16 protein-coding genes are annotated in these 18,791 nt (G+C 34.3%); all 16 read left to right on the top strand.

Features of this window, described 5'->3' with window-relative positions; translation table 11 throughout:
- Nucleotides 1–103: 103 nt before the first annotated feature.
- The 16 genes from DKG77_RS03230 to DKG77_RS03150 all read left to right on the top strand — a co-directional run bounded on the left by DKG77_RS03230 (nucleotide 104) and on the right by DKG77_RS03150 (nucleotide 18,706).
- On the top strand, nucleotides 104–973 hold the full coding sequence (locus DKG77_RS03230; RefSeq protein ID WP_109660132.1) for a M23 family metallopeptidase: 870 nt from the start codon (nucleotides 104–106) through the stop codon (nucleotides 971–973).
- Nucleotides 974–2,470, top strand: coding sequence for a GH3 auxin-responsive promoter family protein (locus DKG77_RS03225; protein ID WP_109660130.1), 1,497 nt, complete (start codon nucleotides 974–976; stop codon nucleotides 2,468–2,470).
- Nucleotides 2,471–2,524: 54 nt separating this feature from the next.
- Entirely contained in the window at nucleotides 2,525–4,216 is a 1,692-nt protein-coding gene (locus DKG77_RS03220) for a DUF6909 family protein (protein ID WP_109660128.1), read from the top strand.
- Nucleotide 4,217: 1 nt separating this feature from the next.
- Nucleotides 4,218–5,210, top strand: coding sequence for a hypothetical protein (locus DKG77_RS03215; protein WP_109660126.1), 993 nt, complete (start codon nucleotides 4,218–4,220; stop codon nucleotides 5,208–5,210).
- Nucleotides 5,211–5,750: 540 nt separating this feature from the next.
- Nucleotides 5,751–6,506, top strand: coding sequence for a cytidylyltransferase domain-containing protein (locus DKG77_RS03205; RefSeq protein WP_109660122.1), 756 nt, complete (start codon nucleotides 5,751–5,753; stop codon nucleotides 6,504–6,506).
- Nucleotides 6,503–7,540, top strand: coding sequence for an N-acetylneuraminate synthase family protein (locus DKG77_RS03200; RefSeq protein ID WP_109660120.1), 1,038 nt, complete (start codon nucleotides 6,503–6,505; stop codon nucleotides 7,538–7,540). Before DKG77_RS03205 ends, DKG77_RS03200 begins: the two co-directional genes overlap by 4 nt.
- Before the next feature lie 3 nt (nucleotides 7,541–7,543).
- Nucleotides 7,544–8,068 (top strand): KdsC family phosphatase, encoded by a 525-nt coding sequence (locus DKG77_RS03195; RefSeq protein WP_109660118.1) that lies wholly within the window; start codon nucleotides 7,544–7,546, stop codon nucleotides 8,066–8,068.
- Between the two features lie 7 nt (nucleotides 8,069–8,075).
- Nucleotides 8,076–9,056, top strand: coding sequence for an acyltransferase family protein (locus DKG77_RS03190; RefSeq protein ID WP_165819339.1), 981 nt, complete (start codon nucleotides 8,076–8,078; stop codon nucleotides 9,054–9,056).
- Nucleotides 9,057–9,387: 331 nt separating this feature from the next.
- Nucleotides 9,388–10,107: a class I SAM-dependent methyltransferase gene (locus DKG77_RS03185; RefSeq protein WP_243414808.1), complete on the top strand. Its 720-nt coding sequence runs from the start codon at nucleotides 9,388–9,390 to the stop codon at nucleotides 10,105–10,107.
- Nucleotides 10,108–10,162: 55 nt separating this feature from the next.
- Nucleotides 10,163–11,422 (top strand): glycosyltransferase family protein, encoded by a 1,260-nt coding sequence (locus tag DKG77_RS03180; protein ID WP_109660112.1) that lies wholly within the window; start codon nucleotides 10,163–10,165, stop codon nucleotides 11,420–11,422.
- Nucleotides 11,419–12,855 (top strand): lipopolysaccharide biosynthesis protein, encoded by a 1,437-nt coding sequence (locus tag DKG77_RS03175; RefSeq protein WP_109660110.1) that lies wholly within the window; start codon nucleotides 11,419–11,421, stop codon nucleotides 12,853–12,855. The genes DKG77_RS03180 and DKG77_RS03175 overlap by 4 nt, the downstream gene beginning before the upstream one ends.
- Nucleotides 12,852–14,036, top strand: coding sequence for a glycosyltransferase family 4 protein (locus tag DKG77_RS03170; protein ID WP_109660109.1), 1,185 nt, complete (start codon nucleotides 12,852–12,854; stop codon nucleotides 14,034–14,036). The genes DKG77_RS03175 and DKG77_RS03170 overlap by 4 nt, the downstream gene beginning before the upstream one ends.
- A 2-nt stretch (nucleotides 14,037–14,038) precedes the next feature.
- On the top strand, nucleotides 14,039–15,199 hold the full coding sequence (locus DKG77_RS03165) for a hypothetical protein (protein ID WP_109660107.1): 1,161 nt from the start codon (nucleotides 14,039–14,041) through the stop codon (nucleotides 15,197–15,199).
- 674 nt (nucleotides 15,200–15,873) lie between these two features.
- Complete coding sequence (locus DKG77_RS16935; RefSeq protein WP_165819336.1) at nucleotides 15,874–16,551, top strand: O-antigen ligase family protein; 678 nt, start codon at nucleotides 15,874–15,876, stop codon at nucleotides 16,549–16,551.
- Nucleotides 16,538–17,569 (top strand): glycosyltransferase family 4 protein, encoded by a 1,032-nt coding sequence (locus DKG77_RS03155; RefSeq protein ID WP_109660103.1) that lies wholly within the window; start codon nucleotides 16,538–16,540, stop codon nucleotides 17,567–17,569. The genes DKG77_RS16935 and DKG77_RS03155 overlap by 14 nt, the downstream gene beginning before the upstream one ends.
- Nucleotides 17,570–17,572: 3 nt before the next feature.
- The gene (locus tag DKG77_RS03150; RefSeq protein WP_109660101.1) at nucleotides 17,573–18,706 is read left to right on the top strand and encodes a glycosyltransferase; all 1,134 of its coding nucleotides are present in this window, start codon (nucleotides 17,573–17,575) and stop codon (nucleotides 18,704–18,706) included.
- Nucleotides 18,707–18,791 lie beyond the last annotated feature (85 nt).

The following is an 18,791-nucleotide window of genomic DNA, read 5'->3' as shown; positions in this document are numbered from 1 at the left end:
CGAAAATTAGCATTGTAAATTGTTTAATGTCCTTTTGCAAGACCCATACACATTTTAAAAAGCTTAACAACAAAATTAAAATCTAAGGTTATCTTTGTTCATTATGGCAAAGGACAAGAAGAAAAGAAAAGAGATCAAACGCAAGCTGCTTCACAAGTATAGGCTGGTGATATTGAACGAAAACACCTTTGAAGAAAAGATTTCTTTTAAGCTGAGCAGGCTCAACGTTTTTGTAACGGGAACGCTGTTCATTATAGTCTTAATAGGCCTAACGACGCTTATTATCGCTTTTTCACCCCTGCGAGAATATATACCTGGGTATTCATCTACAAGGCTAAAAAGACAGGCCACAGAGCTTACTTATAAAACAGACTCACTGGTAACTGTTTTAAATTATACCAACAGGTATTTAGATAATGTTCGTCTTGTATTACGGGGTGATATTGAAAATAATGAGGTCAACAGAGATTCACTTTTTGAAAAATACAAACTTGACCCCTCTACAGTGGATTTAACACCTATTCGAGAAGATTTACTTCTAAGAGAAGAGGTGGAGCTGGAGGACAAGTACAATCTTTTTGAGCGAAATGTGGAAAATGTTGGCAGTTTATTGTTTTCGCCGGTTAGCGGTACACTTTCCCAAACCTTTGATGCTAAAGCCAAGCACTACGCCGTAGATGTTGTTGCGCCCAAGGATACTCCGGTAAAATCAATTGCTGATGGAACGGTTCTTTTTTCTGAGTGGACAGCAGAAACAGGATATGTGATCATTATTGAACACCAGGACAATCTTACTTCTGTATATAAGCACAACGGCTCCTTAAGTAAATCACAGGGAGATTTGGTAAGGGCAGGAGAAGTTATTGCCTCAATTGGTAATACGGGAGAGTTAACCACGGGCCCGCATTTACATTTTGAACTCTGGAACAATGGAAAGCCCGTAAACCCTTTGAATTACATTGATTTTAAATAAATGTCCTTAAAATCCTTTGCAGCAAAACTTTTTGCTAAAAACATTGTTAGGAAAACAAATAAGTGGGCTGCCGACCCTGTGCAAACACAGCTTAAGGTTTTTAAACACCTCGTTTCCGTTGCCGAAAAGACTCAATTTGGCGAAGACCATGATTTTGCGAACATAAAAACACATGAAGATTTTGCGGAAAAAGTTCCGGTTAGGGATTATGAGGAGCTAAAAGGTTATGTTGAAAAGATAATTGAAGGGGACAGCGATGTTCTATGGCCAGAAAGACCTATTTATTTTGCCAAAACATCTGGGACCACATCTGGAGCTAAATACATCCCCATTACCAAAGAATCCATTAAACATCAGGTGGAGGCCTCAAGAAATGCAATCTTAACTTACATCAATGAGACTGGAAAAGCTGATTTTGTAGACGGGAAAATGATTTTTCTTCAGGGAAGCCCTGTTCTTGAAGAAAAAGGAGGCATTAAATTGGGGCGTCTTTCTGGCATTTCTGCACACTACGTACCCAATTATTTACAAAAAAACAGATTGCCTAGTTGGGAGACCAACTGTATTGAAGATTGGGAAACCAAGGTAGAGAAGATTGTAGAAGAGACCAAAAATGAGGACATGACTGTAATTGCGGGAATACCATCTTGGGTGCAGATATATTTTGAAAAACTTAATGCCGTATCTGGCAAAAAAGTTGGGGAACTCTTTAAAAACTTTAAACTTTTCATATACGGAGGTGTAAATTACGAGCCTTATAGAGCAAAATTCGAGAACCTGATAGGCAGAAAAGTGGACAGCATAGAACTTTTCCCAGCAAGTGAAGGGTTTTTTGCCTACCAAGATTCCCAAAAGGAAGAAGGAATGCTACTGCTATTAGATTCCGGAATTTTTTATGAGTTTATAAAAGCAGATGAGTTTTTCAACGAAAACCGTAGCCGATTGACAATAGCTGAGATTGAACTAAATGTAGACTATGTCATGATTATTTCAACAGATGCAGGCTTATGGGCGTACAACCTTGGCGATACCGTTCGGTTTATTTCTTCAAAACCATATCGAGTCGTTGTTTCAGGAAGAATAAAACATTTTATATCCGCCTTTGGTGAACACGTTATTGCAAAAGAGGTGGAACAGGCCATAAAAATTGCTACCGAACAGACAGACGCCCTAGTAAATGAATTTACAGTTGCACCACAAACATCACCGGAAAACAACGAACTTCCCTATCATGAATGGTTTATAGAATTTGAAAGAGCGCCTTCAGACATTTCTAAGTTTTCAAACTTCATAGAAGAAAGTATGCAAAAACAGAACAGCTATTATTTTGATCTGTTGGAAGGAAACATATTGCAACCATTGAAAATTACCTTTGTAAAACCTGGAGGTTTTCAGGATTATATGAGAAGTATTGGGAAATTGGGAGGACAAAACAAAGTTCAAAGACTATCTAATGACAGAAAAGTAGCAGAGGGGTTGGCCCCATTTCAAATTTAGATAACGAACAACAGTTCTTGTTTAGTAGGAATTCATGTATTTTTGCCAGAACTTATGATGGCAACCGAAGTAAAACAAACTACAAGAGCGCAAGAATCCACCAACGCAATTGAACGGCTGTATATTACAATGCGGCATTTGCTTAACCGTGGATTTTATAAACCTTCAGGAGTTTCAGGAAATGCTTTGCGTACCGCACTACTTCTGTTAAGACCAGAAATCTATGGATCGGTCGCAGAGCAAAAAGCCGAACTCGATGGACTGATCTATGTCTTAGAAAGGCTGCCAGATGGGATTGAAGAGTGTCGATTTATCAATCTAACCTCGGATGAAGGTTTTTCCAAATCACATCTTAAAGCAATTGTTCCTCCAAAGCGAAGAAGAAACTGTTATCGCATTGACGATGAACAGATGAATATTGAGATTACCAGAGGACGCAGTGATATTTACGATATTCTTACCCACCTCACATTCTTGTTTATAGAATCTGGGAAGATTTGCAAAAGAGTTCTTGTAGAAGAAGGAAATGCTACTATTAGGGATTGGGACAAACTGGCCAAGTTTGTACAAAGTGAAGAAAAAAACGAGTCGGAAAGGGAAGTTGCGCTCATACATGTAGCAAATATCCTTGGAAGAACTTTTGAGGAAGTAGTGGAAATTGAAAATAAGCTAAGCACCACAGCGCAACCAGATCGCTTTTTGAACATCATTTTTTGGTTGGGAAAGTTAGCCATAGAAGAAGAAACTACCGGGAATAAACGAACAATTACATTTAGTCCTTTACTAAGAGAAAGGTTAGGGCACCACATACATGGTGAACGTTGGGCCGCTAGGATCAAACAAACATTGAGCAAGCATGAATTATTGGACAGGCCAATTCATATCATAAGCGCAAACATGCATAGTGTCATGAATTCGTTGTTTGCGAAGAAAGTTTTGGCAAAAGAATTCCCGGATTCCAAATCATTGGATATTTATGAAGCGCTAAGTTCTTCCAAAAACAAGGAATTGCGAAGAAAAGTCATGAAGGTAGGGGAGAATAATGGAATGATTTTCATAGATGACGAATCTGGAGCAAACATTGATGTGCAGATTTTTGATTCAGCCAAATTTGGAAAGAACACCTGTTGCTATGATTTCCCAACCAACATTTCCGACCATGAAAAACCCGTTATCTTTGTTATGGACTATGCATTTGGGGAGCAAGCCTATGAAACCATAGATGAGCTTTTAAAGCCAATGGGCGGAGAAGAGGAGGAGAAGAAATTTTTAAATGTGGATTCCATATCGGTAATGGGTAAGGCGGGTATTTTAGAAGGAGGCAAGGGAGATTTAATGATTCCTTCAGCCCATATTTTTGAAGGAACAGCGGACAACTACCCCTTTAAAAACGAATTATGTGCGGCGGACTTTGAAGGCTATGGCCTAAAGGTTTTAGAGGGAACCATGGTTACTGTTTTAGGTACATCATTGCAGAATAAAGATATCCTGCGATTTTTTCATGAATCCACTTGGAATGTTATTGGACTGGAAATGGAAGGGGTGCATTACCAAAAGGCAGTTCAATCAGCATCCAAAATCAGGAAAAGCATCAAAAAAGATGTGAAGGTGAGGTATGCTTATTACGCTTCTGATAACCCGTTGGAAACTGGAAGCACTTTGGCTTCAGGTGGATTGGGAACAACAGGCGTAAAACCCACATATTTAATTACAGATAGGATTTTAAAACAAATATTTAATTCATAAAATGGCGGATCAACCAAAAAACAACAGCACTTCGGACGAAATAGACTTGGGACAGTTGTTTCAAATGATAGGGAGAGGGTTTAATAAGATTGGAATATCTTTCTTGAAACTGTTTTTGTACCTAAAAAAAAACGCATTGGTTTTGGGAATCCTCGCTGTTGTGGGTGTGGGCTTGGGATACGGACTCAATCAGATTTCTAGAAGTAAGTTGAAAATTGAGGTAATCGTAAAACCTAATTTGGAAAGTAAGAATTATCTATATGATGTGGTCGCAGAAATAGAAAGTAACATTAGATCCAAAGATTCAGTCTTTTTTAAAAACATAGGGCTTGAGTTCTCTAATTTAGGGGAGTTTAAAATTTCTATTGAACCCATAGAAGATGAAAAAAATAAGGAAGGGGATTTGGAATACCTTAAACTCTTGGAGAAATTTCAGGCCAATTCGGAATTCATGGATATTATTAAATCTGAGCTTTCTAATAAAAGCACATTGAACCATAGAATCACCTTTTTATTTAAGGACCTTTCAGAAGGTAAAATCTTTGCAGAAAAGGTTATGGAATATATAAACTCTAATGGGTATTTTAATGACTTGGTGGCTACTTCCAACCAAAATGCAAAGGAAAGAATTGAAAGAAATGAATTATTTGTCAAACAAATAGATGAATTAATTAATATCTACTCTCAAAGCTTTAATGCTCAAAGCAGTCAGAACATTGATGGGCGAATTGTTTTGGACAATAATGAAAAGATGAATGTTACAGGGCTTTTTAGTCTAAAAAACCAAATTATTAATAATACGGAGAGAAAAACCATGGAACTAAAGGAGCAAAAGGAAGCCATTAACATAATTAATTTTGGAAATGCTCAACGGGTAAAAAAAGACTTTTTTGCAAGAGGCATTGTGCTTGTACCATTATTTTTAGTTGGTTTGTTTTTTGCGTTTTCTGTAATTAAGTATGTTAACAAGAAAGCTATGGAAATAGATTTATAGTCCCCAATAGAAATATACTTGATTAACTTACAAGATTTATTGGCATTAACTAAATCACTTAACTTTTTGGACAAACTCATCATTACATATGAAAATTTAGACTATTTAATCCATGTTGGTGGGCTAAAACATCCAAGTAAAGTTAGAACCAATGATTTTTATAAGAACCAATATTTAATGAACAGTTGTGCTTTTTGGAAATAGCCGAGGACCATTATATAAATGCTCAAACCAAAGTATTATGTACTGCAAACGGTTATATAAGCCGCTTACCAACACAATCAATTTGGCTAAATAAACTATTAGTTTTATTATCTCAGATATGGAACTTATGAGGCCTACCACTGTGCAGACGGTGATGCCATGACTTTGCATCACAAAGTAAAAAAAGCAAAATGTAGGCTCCGTCAAAAGTTGTAAAGGATAATAAATATCGTAGTTTTGTCAAAGATTAAAACAAAAATAACACTGTTCATTTCGCAAACTATAGATAAGGTTCTATGAATGGTTAAGAACCTAATAAACCAAGGGTTTATCTAAATGTATAAAATTGGTATTCTTATTCAAGCCAGATTAGGGTCTTCTAGGCTGCCAAAAAAAATTGTATTACCCTTTTACGATGATAAATCAATTCTGGATATTTTACTTGAGAAGTTTGACCAATTAAAAAAAAGGTATCCAGTCATATTAACTACACCTAACAATTCCGAGGATAACATACTTGAGAATTATGCGTCTAAACATCAAATAGATTTTTATAGAGGAAGTGAATCCGATGTGCTCAAAAGATTTATTGATACGGCAAGGTTTTATGAAATTGATGTAATAGTTAGGGTATGCTCTGACAATCCTTTTTTGGATATTGATCATATTACCGATCTGATTGAAATTTATGATAAGAACAAGCTTTTGGACTATTGTAGCTATAAGGACAACAAAGGAGTCCCGGTTATAAAGACTCACATAGGCCTGTTTGCTGAAATAGTCACCCTTGCTGCATTGGAAAAAACACATAAAGAAACGCAAGACATCATATATAGAGAACATGTTACCAACTATATTTACTCACACCCGCAAAAGTTTAAAATACATCTAAAAAATGCTTTTCCAGAGGTTTTTTGTAGGAAGGACCTTAGATTTACGATTGATGATATAGATGATTTTGAGAACCTTTCGGAACTATACGGCAAGTATATTGAAATGGATTCTAATATTTTCAAAACAATTGAACATATAGACTGCAATCCATTTTATAAACTACCCATGATTAAGAACATTAAAAAATATAGTAAATGACTTACATAATAGGAGAAATTGGACAAAACCATAATGGTTCTGTTGATATTGCTAAACTAATGATTGATGTAGTTAGTAGGCCAGTTCATGACAAACTTTTTGGAAAGAAACTAAAGGTCATGGATGCGATTAAATTGACAAAAAGAGATTTAAATAAGGAGCTGTCCGCCTCACAAATGAGTAGGCCCTACAACACCTCCCATTCTTTTGGCACTACTTATGGAGAGCATAGATCTTTTCTAGAGCTTGATGACCAACAGCATTTTGAGATATATAAATATGCAAAGTTAAAAGGATTGGATTTTGTTGAAACCCTATGTGCGGTGGGCTGCTTAAGCCTTTTAAAACTATTTACCCCGGACAAACTAAAGGTAGCTTCAAGAGATCTTACTAATTTGCCTTTGTTATCCGCCATGGCAGAGACTAAAATTCCAATAATACTTTCAACAGGTATGGCTGGGGAGAAAGAACTTAACAATGCTTTAGACACTATTGGGCGGTATCACTCCAATATATCTATTTTGCATTGCGTTTCGGAATACCCAACAAAGTATGAAAATGTTAATTTAAAAACCATTACCTATCTGAAGAAAAATTATCCCAGGTTTGTTGTTGGTTACTCAGATCATACGGTGGGTATTGCCACTCCTATCGCTGCAGTTGCTATGGGTGCTGAGATTATAGAAAAACATATTACTTTGGATAGACAAATGAAGGGCACGGATCAAGCTGGCTCCCTAGCTATTGATGGTATCTACAGAATGATGCGAGATATAAGGAATTTGGAGCTTTCATTTGGAGAGGAAAAGATTTTTATTGAAGATTCTGTCAAATCGGCCCGGGAGAAACTGGAAAGATCTATTGCTACGCTAAAACCCTTGCAAAAGGGGCATATACTATCGGAAAATGACATTCACCTTTTAAGCCCTGGGGACGGCTATAAATGGACCGATAAGGATTTGATTCTAGGCAAAAAATTAATTCAGAATCTTCCAAAAGATGAAATCATATACCCCAATACCCTTAAAGATTAGCCTATGCTTCCCAAATTGATTCTTACGGATATTGATGGTGTTTGGACTGATGGGGGCATGTACTATGATGAACATGGGAACGAATTTAAAAAATTCAACACTTACGATAGTGCAGGAGTTCTTTTTTGTAAAATGCTAGGTATTCCATGTGGTTTAGTAACAGGAGAAAACGCTAATTCTGTAAAGAGAAGAGGTGAAAAATTGAAAATGGAGCACATCTATCTAGGGGTGAAGGATAAGGTGGATATAATAGGGGGACTAGCTGAGGAATTAGGAGTCGAATGGGGAAGTATCGCCTATCTAGGTGATGATATTAATGATTATCATGTCTTGAAAAGAGTGGGTTTAAGTGCATGTCCGTCAAGTGCACCTGAATACATTAGAAAAGTAGTAAAATGGAAATTGACAAAAAAAGGAGGGGAAGGTGTGTTTAGGGAGTTTATAGAAAAAATTTTGGTGGACAACGGTATTTCTATAGAGCAATTGATTGAAAATAATGCTTCAATAAATAAAAAAAATATTCAATAACTATATAGTGGGAGATGGTACAAGGTTAGAAAGCATCGATTTTTTTAAGGGTTTATTGATTATACTGGTAATCGTCGGCCATGTGTTACAAGGCTCACTAGATGAAAACGTTGGCCGCTATTTAATTTATAGTTTTCATATGCCTCTTTTTATTGGTTTAGGGGGCTATCTTATCAACGTTGATAAACTAGCTGGCTTTTCAATAGCGTCATTGTTTAAAAAATATTTCTTTCGTATCATATTACCATGGACAATTGCAGTCATAGGTTATACTATTGTAAATTATGAGAATATAATTCCACCATCCAAAGCAATTTTAGGGGCATTCGTATTTCCTTTTTATCATTTGTGGTTTATTCCTGCATTTCTTAGCTGGGTGTTGCTTTCGCTTATTTTTCTAAAATTGAAAACATCTATTTGGATACAATTGATTATTGGCATCTTCATTTCTTCTATTTTCTTAATTTTAAAATATTTCCCTAAGTTTTATAATGATTCAGAAACTGTAAACCATATTTTTGGATTTATACTACATACCTTTAGGCCTTATTATTATGTTTTTTTTGTTTTGGGTATTTGGTTGAGAAGGGCATTTTGGAACTATTCTTTTTCTGGAATCACTTTATTTTCTATTCTTTGTTTTGGAGGGGTTATATATCTCTTTTTTAAAAACAGTGTAAGTATAGAAATAGTGATTTTCTTCTTATTTAATTTTTCTTTGTTATTGACTGTAGTGAAGGTCATACGCCTGAACCTAATGGCTCAAGTGACAATAATCCACTGGATTGGAGTGAATTCCCTTGCCATTTATCTTTGGCATGTACTTCCTATAACAGCATATAAAAATTGGGTTGGTATAGATAATCTCCAACACTTTTATATAGTGGTTTTCATGCTTGAGATACTGTTTATAATAATAATACGTCAGCTTACTAAAATTAGATTTATTAATAATTATGTTTTCGGTATGATAGGAACAAAAAACTAGCTTTACCTCTTGGGCAATGGGATAAGATTTCTCAATTGTTAATCAGGAGAATTTTAATCATTTTAAACAATAAAACATGGAAGTATGCCCAGCTTGTAATTCAAGAAAAACACAGCAACTTATTAATTGGGGAAAATATGATATAATTCGATGTGAAAATTGTCGTTTAACTTTTTGCGCACCTTTGCCTTTAGATAGCGAACTTACGTCATTTTATCAGGGCTTTATGTTCCAAAAACCGGAGGCCTATGAAATTGATAGAAAAGTTAAAAGAAAAAAAAAGGAACTGATACGGCTTTTTCAACTAAAGGAAAATAAAACGGACTGGTCATTGGGGAAAAAATTCTTGGATTTTGGAGCAGGTACAGGAATAGCATATAAAGCAGCATGCGAACTTGGTTTTGAATGTTATTATCAGGACCTTGATAATGAAGCAAAAGATTTTACTATTAAAAATTTTGGATTGCAATCCAAAAACATAATAGAAGATATTGAGTCTTGTGATAAGAAATTTGATTTGATTTTTTCTGACAATGTTATTGAGCATGTAAAAACCCCGTTTACTTTTATAGAAAATTTATTGAATTTGTTGAATGATGGGGGTCAGTTGGTAATAAAAAGCCCTCATTCAGGGAATACTGAAACTTATTTTAATCCTATGATTTCAATAAACAAGTACTTATTCACTGCATTAAAATATAATTCTATTAAAATGACTTTTAGAGGGTTTTTAAAAAGATTTTGGCATTGTGACCCCCCTAGACATCTTTATTCATTCTCCAAAGATAGTTTCAAATATTTGGTGGAGAAATCAAAACATGTAGGAATTAGTCATGAAATTTTATATTATCGTACATCTTGGTTCAGTAATACGGTTACCAAAAGATTCTTTTCAAGAGATAAAAAAAAGTCACCTTTAAAATCGATTGTGATAAGATTGCTAGTTTGGCCAATAATATTAATAGAAGGAATTTTACAAGTATTTCAAAAAGTATTATTGTCGTTAGGGCTTCTGTCTCCTGCGGGGATTATTTTTAAGGTATATAAGTAGAATACTATTTTCTACCATTATTCTCAATCTATTTTTTTAGATAAGACGAATCAATATGGATGATAATTCAAACCAAATAAGTAGCAGATGGAATGATATCTTACAACTTTGGTTTGGAGGTTATTTGAATATTGTTTCTGAAGAAAGAAGAAATCAAATTTCCCCTCGAGAGCATTCAAAAAAAGCAAAGCTGATTATAACAGATTTTATTGGGAGTTTTATAAGACTATTCGTCACTAAAAAAATACCTAAAAACAAAATATGGTTTTTAAGCATTTCCCCTAACAACTATAACGCTTTAAAATCTATTCAAGAAAATGTAGAGGATTCCATTTTTGTTTCAAAATACACTATAAAGGAGAAGCCAAGTTATAGGACCTACTACTGTAATTATAGATTCAGATTTATATACTTATTTTTTTTCCCTCTTAATTTAATGATTTATTCGAGCAGGAATCCTGTTAAAGCAATCAGATTCTATGACCTTCTTTTTAAAGTCAATGGTTGCTACCCGGAAAGCTTAAGGGTTTTAAGAAAATATTGCCCTAAAGCCATTGTATTTACCAATGACCATGAAATTATGCCAAGGGCATTGTTGTTGGCGGCAAAAAAGTTGAACATCCCTACTTATTATGTGCAACATGCATCGGTATCAAAATATTTCCCCCCCCTATCCTTTGATTTTGCACTTTTGGAGGGAGAAGATTCAAAAAAGAAATATTTGAAGATTCAAAAAACTGACACAAAGATATACCTTGTTGGAATGCCTAAATTTGATCAGTATGTCGAGCTTGCCAACAAAGAAAATAGATTAGAGTCCATAGGTATAGCCTATAATGCCATGGATGACATTGAGTTACTTAAAAAAATGATTTGCCACCTCACCAAGAGTTTTCCTGATTTAAAGTTTATAATAAGACCACATCCCTCAGATCAACGAGAAGTGAAAGGCCTGAAAGTAAATTTTTCAAGTTCCCGCAAAGAAAATTCTTTTGAGTTTTTAACCAGAATCGATGCACTGATTGCTTCAGACTCTTCCATCCATTTAGAAGCGGTACTTTTAAACATCTTTTCGATGAGTTATAGTTTTAGCAATAATAATTTCATTGATTATTATGGATTTGTCCAGAATGGCCTCATTGACCATTTCGACTCAATTGATGATTTAAGTAGACAGATTATCTCATTGAAATGCGAAAAACCGAATGTTCAAAAAAAGGCCGCATATTATAACGCTGCTATAGGGAGTGATTTTTATGGAACCTCTGCTAAAAAAGCTGCTAATATTATTAAGGAAACTTTAAGTATTGAATGAGTAGGGGAAGCTTATTAAAAAATTCTGCAATCTACAGTGTAATTATGCTACTGCAAAAGGGAATCAACTTCTTCCTGATCCCTGTTTTGACCATTTATTTGACTCCTTATGATTATGGCGTTGTTGCCGTGGTTATGGCAGTGAACACCTTTTTAAATGTTTTTTATTTACTGGCCCTTAACGGAAGTTTGAATCGTTTTTTTTATGAGTTCAAGGGGAATGATGAGTTGGTCAAAAAATTATTTGGAACCATTGTAACTTTTGTTCTTTTCAATAGTCTCTTAATTTCTTTAATCTTGTTCATAGGGCGAAAGTGGCTACTTCAGCCTTTTTTGGCGGACATTGAATTTTTCCCATACATGTTGCTAGGTTTGGTATCCGTGATGTTCAATCCTTGCTATACAATTTATCAAAACTCTCTACAGGCAAAACAAGAAGGAATCCGGTATGGCAAAAACAATATGGGTTTTTTTATTTTGAACATCTCTTTGTTGCTATTGAGCGTAATTGTCTTTGATATGGGGGCTAAAGGCGTCCTTGGATCATTGGCGGTGACCAATATTATCTTTTTTATATACTCACTATTTGGTTTTAGAAGGGAATTCACATTTGGAATAGATTGGGATCTACTTTTGAAATCAATTAAATATGCATTTCCTTTAATACCACATACCATTGCTGGCGTAGCCACAGCCCTAATAGATCGAATTTTAATAAACAAGCTACTCACTACATCCTTAGTAGGTATTTATAGTATAGGTAATAATTTCGGGGCAATTGTTTTTCTGATCGCTTCTGGCATCAATCAAGCATTTGTCCCATGGTTTAATCAGAAAATTAAAGAAAATAAAAAGACCGAAATACCAAAAATTGCCAAATCATTGATTCTTTTTTATTGTGTCATTGCGTTGAGTCTGTCTTTTTTTGGCAAAGAGGTCATAATGCTGATAACCCCTCAAATATATCATAGTGCATGGAGGGTAATACCGTTTATTGCTTTTGCTTTTGTATACCATGGGGTATATTATTTTTTTGTTGGTGCTTTGTTTTATGATATAAAGGGTCGAGGAAATAGAATTATTCCTGTAGCAACTATTTCTGCCGCTTTAACGAATATTGCACTTAATATTGCGCTTATTCCAATTTATGGTATTTTAGGAGCGGCAATAGCTACCTTTATTAGCAAATTCCTTTTGTCGATATCACTAAGCTTTTTATATGGTAGATATGTTAAGATTACTTATCCAGTAAAATATATGCTATTTATGCCCCTTGGTTTCTTTGTAATCTCATTGATAGGTTTTATAACTGTTTTTGATAGGTATCTTTTCTTGACTAAAACATTAATTTTTGCACTGGTACTGTTTCTGTACTTTTTATTTTTAAAATCTGATATAAGAAAGTTTTTAAAGGAAGTAAAACTATTCAATTGAGAGTCCTAATTTTCAACACACTATATACACCCTATAAAATAGGAGGAGCAGAGATTTCGGTTCAGGATTTGGCTGAAAATCTTTTGGATAATGGTATTAAAGTTGGGGTGGTTACTCTTGGAGAAAATAAGGAAAAAACAATGGTCAATGGAATAGTAGTTTGGCGATTGAAATTGCAAAATGTTTTTTGGCCCTTCAATGAGGAACCTTCTTCCACACTTACAAAACTAAAATGGCATTGGGAAGATGTTTACAACAAAAGATACCAAGAAGACGTAAATAAAATATTTTTAGAATTTAAGCCCCACATAGTTCACACCAATAATTTAGCGGGTTTTTCTGTGGCTATATGGGATATAGCCCATGGTAGAAACATTAAAGTGGTACATACGCTAAGGGATTATTATTTACAATGCCCCCGTACTACAAGGTTTAAGGGAAGGAATTTGTGCACAAAACAGTGTTTGGAATGCAATCTTTTATCAATTAAAAAGAAAAAGGCCTCTCAAAAAGTTCATGGTTTAATAGGAATAAGCAAGTATATATTGAATGACCATATTTCCAAAGGGTATTTTTTAAGTTCCAAGAAGCAAGTAATTTATAATGGATTTATGATTCCACGGAGAAAAACAGGGAATACACAATTTGAAGAAAAAGATAAGGTCAATTTTGGCTTTATTGGACAAATAAATCAATCTAAAGGTCTTGAATTATTGGTGGAAAGTTTTTCAGCTCTTAAGAGTAATCGTAATTGGGTGCTACATGTAGCGGGAAAAATCAATGATAATTATAAAAAAGAATTAAGTTCAAAACTTCTAAAAGGGAAGGTAGTTTTCCACGGGTTTGTAAAACCTAAGGATTTTTTCCCACAGATAGATGTTCTTGTAGTCCCTTCCATTTGGGAAGAACCCTTTGGAAGAGTCATACTCGAAGGGTTGATTAATGAAAAACCAATTTTGGGAAGCAATAGGGGTGGAATACCAGAGTTGTTGGGGGCAGAAAACAAAAGTTTTATGTTTCAGCCCAATAGGGAAGAATTGACTCAAATACTGAAAAAAGTAATTGTAAGCCCTAAGACTTTAAATGAATTCAGTTTTGATAAAATTGATCTAAAGCAATTTTCTATCGAAACATCAGTAGGAAAATATATTGACCTTTTCACCCGAGCCTTAAATGGATAGCGATGCAATATAAACTATCCAACATACTCTTCTTTGGTATATTGCTTCAAGTTGTTTCCACTCAGGGAATTATAACATTTAACCTTTTCAAACTTTTGGGGGATTGGGAATTAAAGTCCTTTTTACATCCTATTGGAATTTTGGTTGTCATTATTTATTATTTATTGAAGTTTGCAAATGGGGGCAAGTTTAAATATTCAGGAATAGATCTACTTCTTTTTTTATATTTTACCATATGCATTTTTATTTTGGTGCTCAATGTTTCCGATTCTTCAAGTTTTTTGTTCACTTTTAGAGAAGTTATTCTAATTTTTCTGCTAATTTTTTTATATGGACAAACCAGTATTCCGTTGCGTTTGTGGAGAAAAATACTTGGCCTCCTATATATTTTGGTCTTAGGGAATTTGCTATTTATTTTATTGACCTATGTTTATGGCCCTGAAGAATATATGAAGCTAGTTACCGGCAGGTTTATATGGCCAATTGATAGTGAATATAAATTCAAAATAAGCAATTTTTATGTTTTTTGGAGAAGCCCAGCATTAATAGGAGAGACGGCTGCCGTTGGGCATTTTGGACTGCTAAGCTATTTTTTATTTAGAGAAGATGAAATTTATAAGCGGAAAAAGCTATTTCCTTTATTATTGGTTCTCCTAACTTTTGTAAGAAGTGTCTACCTGGTTTTGCTGGTGTTTTTCGTGTTTCGGTTTTTCCTCAAAAAGAAAAACCTGTTTAAACTTGAGGTCATACTACCCTATTTAATTCCTTTGATTTTTCTAATTGCCATTCCATTTTACAACTTTAAATTGCTGTCTCTTAAATCAATTATGGCTAGATTTGACCATTGGATAAACGATTTGAATGTAAAGTTCAACTTGTTTATTGGTGGAGCAATAGGAAAAGTTGGTGGAGCGGTTAGAGGAGATGGTTTTGTTTCTACGCTCGATAGCTATTGGCTTTTAATGCTTGTCTCAACAGGAATAATAGGAATAGTATTGATAATTCTTTTTATGAAAGAAAAAGCCGCTGATAACCAAAGAATGAAAATAATTCTAATCTCTTTTCTGTGTGCTGCTTTCTTTGTAACTATTACTCAAAGTATTCCATTTCTAGTGCTTTTCCCTCTTCTTTTTATAAAAAAAGAAACTAACATTAGGACATGATTACTAGTATTTTACCAATTAATAAGAAGTACACGGACATAAGTTTTATATATGTAACTTATTTGTTGGCTTTGTTCCCTTTATTGCCATATGGGGCTAGAAGTATAATTACTGCTGTTTGGTGCTTAATTGGGTTGGATGCTTACCTGAGGGAAAGAAAAAAGAACGCCCTGGGGATAAATCAAAACAAAAAGCTTTTTCTTATAAGTATTTTCGCCTTTGTTTATTTGCCTCTTACTCTTTTTTATTCTGAGAACATAGTTGAAGGATTTAATAAGCTGGTCCAAATGTCCTCTTTATTGATTTATCCGCTTATTTTTTCTCTCAACTCAAATAAATTTGATAGGAAGGTTCGGGATAATATAATAATGGTTTTTTGTACTTCTGTTGTGCTTTTAGTTATTTATCAAATAGTTAAATCGCTTTATAATTTAGATTTTTTGTTGGGAAATTTAAGCCCCTTGGAAATACAACGAAACAATTTAGACGGATATGAAGTTATTGATGTTGAAATGACAAATAGAATTAAGCTTAGAAGGTTTCGCAGTTATGCCACCGGCTTAGTGAACACACACACAACCTATCAAGGTTTATGGATAGCATTTGCTTTTTTTTACCTAATTAGATCTGTTTTTTTTAACTTCAATAAACATAAAAAAATCAAAAATGTTACTATGCTTGTTCTAGCTTGCATACTTTTTTTTTGGTTGTTGCTTATGTCCACCAGAATGCCAATTTTGGCTATTTTATCAGGAGGCTTTATTACACTATTTATTTTCACCAAGTTTAAAACAAAAACCTACGTTATAATTTTAGGAGCTTCTATTTTTGTTGCCCTTGGAAGCTATTTGAGCTTTACAACCGTGAAGTTAAGAGTGGATGAGGTGTTTCGAACAAAGTTTGCCCTTCCTAGTTCAGGCAATGATATTGAAACGTATAATTCTACAAATGTGAGGAACGGGGTCTACTTTTGTTCTCTAAAAATAATTAAGGAGAATGCTCTTTTAGGTGTTGGATTGGGTGATGCCCAGGATAAATTGAACGATTGTTACAGAGATGAATTGGGCGCTAAGATATATGGTTGGACTACTTATAACACACACAGTCAGTATTTATTTTTTTTGCTTACTGCTGGACTTTTGGGATTACTGCTGTTTCTTACATCCCTATCTATACAATTGAAGATTTCTGTTGAAAGAAAGGAGAACCAACATTTTTACTTTTTAATTATTGTGGCAATAATTTGCTTAACTGAAAATGTATTGGTGCGTTCGGACGGGCTTATATTCTTTTCCTTTTTCAATTCTTTATTCTTGTTTAACCCTAAGAAGCTTGTAGATGATTGTAATTAATGCCCGGTTTCTTACTCAGCCTATTACTGGAGTTCAAAGATTCGCTGTTGAGATTTCCAGGATTCTTAAAAAAAAGCTTCCAAACAAAGTCCATTTTGTTACCCACCCAGGTGTAATTCACTTAGATTTGTCCAAAGAGTTGGATGCTGAGGTTATAGGATTCAATAAAAGTCATATATGGGAACAAATAGATTTGTACCTATATTTAATTAGGAAAAAGAAGCCATTGTTGATATCTTTTGGGTATACTGGCCCATTATTTTATAATAATCAAATAGTCTCTATTCATGATATGGCATTTAAGTATTATAGGGAAACCTTTTCAAAAAGTTTTTCTGCCCTATATAATTTTTTAGTCCCTAAAATTGCTAAAAAATGCCTTCATGTTATAACGGTTAGTGAATCTGCCAAAAAAGAGCTTATTCAAGAGCTGGATATTCCGTCCGAGAAAATCACGGTTGTTTATAATGGACTTTCCGATGTGTTTAAGGCAAAGGGACAACCTCTTCCCAATAAGGACAGATATATATTGACAGTATCTTCTCATCATCCCAGAAAAAATTATCAGCGCCTCTTAGAGGCATTTTCTTTACTAGAGAATAAATCCATTAAGTTATTTGTCATAGGGAATGAAATCAAGCATTTTTCTCAAAGTTTGGAAAATAAGGATTTTGACTATGGAAAGAGAGTGAAATTTTTAAAGAATATTTCGGATGAAAAATTATCCGCTTATTATGAAAATGCAGAACTTTTTGTTTTCCCAAGTCTTTATGAAGGATTTGGAATCCCTGTTATTGAGGCTATGAGCAAGAATATAGGGTGCGTAGTTTCAGATATTCCTGTGTTTAGAGAAATTACGGGGGGATCGGTTATATTTGTTGATCCAAAAAAAGTAGAATCAATTTTAAAGGGTATAGAAGCAGGATTAATATTGGACAAGAAGGAGATTGATTACAAAATATCGAATAAATTCAGTTGGGAAACCAGTGCTGGAAAGGTGTTGGAATTAATAAAATAAAAATTGAAAGAAAAAATTAAGATAATCCATATTCTGAATTCGGTTGGAGGGGTAGATGTAGCCCTTCGCTTAATTTTAGAAAACTTGGACAGCAAGATTTTTAAAAGTATTGCTATCCACGGCATTAATGACACTACAACCCCATATTTAGACGATAAGGGCGAAGAGGTGGAAGAATATAAGATTTCCATACAAAGGGATATTTCCTTGTTCAAGGATTTCAAGGCGCTCATTAAGGCGTTAAGAATAATAAAAAGAGAAAAGCCTGATCTAATACATGCTCATAGTGCAAAAGGCGGCATCTTGGGAAAAACTATTGGTGCGATTTTAAATATTCCGAGTTTTCATACTCCTCAGGCTTATTCTTATCTCAGTGCCCAGGGCTGGTTTAAAAGAAGTATGTATCTTAGGTTGGAACGCATGACTTCCTTTGCCAACAGTAAAGTTTTGGCATCTTCCCAATCCGAAATGAACAGGGCGTTGAAAGAAGTCAAGTACAAAAAAGAAAAGGTTCTTTTATTTAATAATTCAATTACAGCTTCACAGGATGTGTCTCAATTGTCCATAAATAAAACATGGCCAGATAATTACATTTGCTCAGTGGGGCGCCCTTCATATCAAAAAAATATTGAAATGATGATAAGGGTTCTGGCAGAGGTTAAGCACAAGCAGTCAGAAGTCCATTTGGTTCTTATGGGAATCGGATATCATTCCCCCAATCTAAGTAAGATTGATAAACTTATCACCTATTTAGGACTCACGGAAAATGTTACTTTATTGCCTTGGACTTCTAGGGAGGACATATTCAATATCATTTCAAATGCTAGATTTTATATTTCTACTGCTCGATATGAGGGATTGCCATACTCAATAATTGAAACTCTAATGCTAGGAAAAGCATGTGTGGCAACGGATTGTGATGGTAATAGAGATTTAATACAAGATGGGTATAACGGCTTTTTGGTACCTCAAGAAGATATAGTTGAAATGTCAGAAAAAATAGTGCGATTACACCTTGATTCACAATTGCGTAAAGGTTTTGAAGTTAACGCAGTGGAGCTTTTTGAACGCAACTTCAATATGGAAAAGAACATAGAACAATTAGAGAAAATCTATGAAACTGAAGTTAGATCATAAAGAATAGGGAAATCCATCACTCGTTAGTTCTTACATGATTGTATTCCTTTTTTTGAGAGCATGTCCAATAACCTTTATAAGAAGT

This window comes from Flagellimonas aquimarina, from assembly GCF_003149745.1.
Lineage (GTDB): Bacteria > Bacteroidota > Bacteroidia > Flavobacteriales > Flavobacteriaceae > Flagellimonas > Flagellimonas aquimarina.
Note: the sequence above shows the minus strand (reverse complement) of the source record. Positions and strands in the feature narration are given on the sequence as shown.

Excerpts from the sequence above, each read along its gene's own strand:
- DKG77_RS03205 (WP_109660122.1), top strand. The coding sequence starts at position 5,751 with ATGTATAAAATTGGTATTCTTATTCAAGCCAGATTAGGGTCTTCTAGG.
- DKG77_RS03155 (WP_109660103.1), top strand. The coding sequence starts at position 16,538 with ATGATTGTAATTAATGCCCGGTTTCTTACTCAGCCTATTACTGGAGTT.
- DKG77_RS03165 (WP_109660107.1), top strand. The coding sequence starts at position 14,039 with ATGCAATATAAACTATCCAACATACTCTTCTTTGGTATATTGCTTCAA.
- DKG77_RS03175 (WP_109660110.1), top strand. The coding sequence starts at position 11,419 with ATGAGTAGGGGAAGCTTATTAAAAAATTCTGCAATCTACAGTGTAATT.
- DKG77_RS03230 (WP_109660132.1), top strand. The coding sequence starts at position 104 with ATGGCAAAGGACAAGAAGAAAAGAAAAGAGATCAAACGCAAGCTGCTT.
- DKG77_RS03180 (WP_109660112.1), top strand. The coding sequence starts at position 10,163 with ATGGATGATAATTCAAACCAAATAAGTAGCAGATGGAATGATATCTTA.
- DKG77_RS03200 (WP_109660120.1), top strand. The coding sequence starts at position 6,503 with ATGACTTACATAATAGGAGAAATTGGACAAAACCATAATGGTTCTGTT.
- DKG77_RS16935 (WP_165819336.1), top strand. The coding sequence starts at position 15,874 with ATGCTTGTTCTAGCTTGCATACTTTTTTTTTGGTTGTTGCTTATGTCC.
- DKG77_RS03195 (WP_109660118.1), top strand. The coding sequence starts at position 7,544 with ATGCTTCCCAAATTGATTCTTACGGATATTGATGGTGTTTGGACTGAT.
- DKG77_RS03220 (WP_109660128.1), top strand. The coding sequence starts at position 2,525 with ATGATGGCAACCGAAGTAAAACAAACTACAAGAGCGCAAGAATCCACC.
- DKG77_RS03215 (WP_109660126.1), top strand. The coding sequence starts at position 4,218 with ATGGCGGATCAACCAAAAAACAACAGCACTTCGGACGAAATAGACTTG.
- DKG77_RS03225 (WP_109660130.1), top strand. The coding sequence starts at position 974 with ATGTCCTTAAAATCCTTTGCAGCAAAACTTTTTGCTAAAAACATTGTT.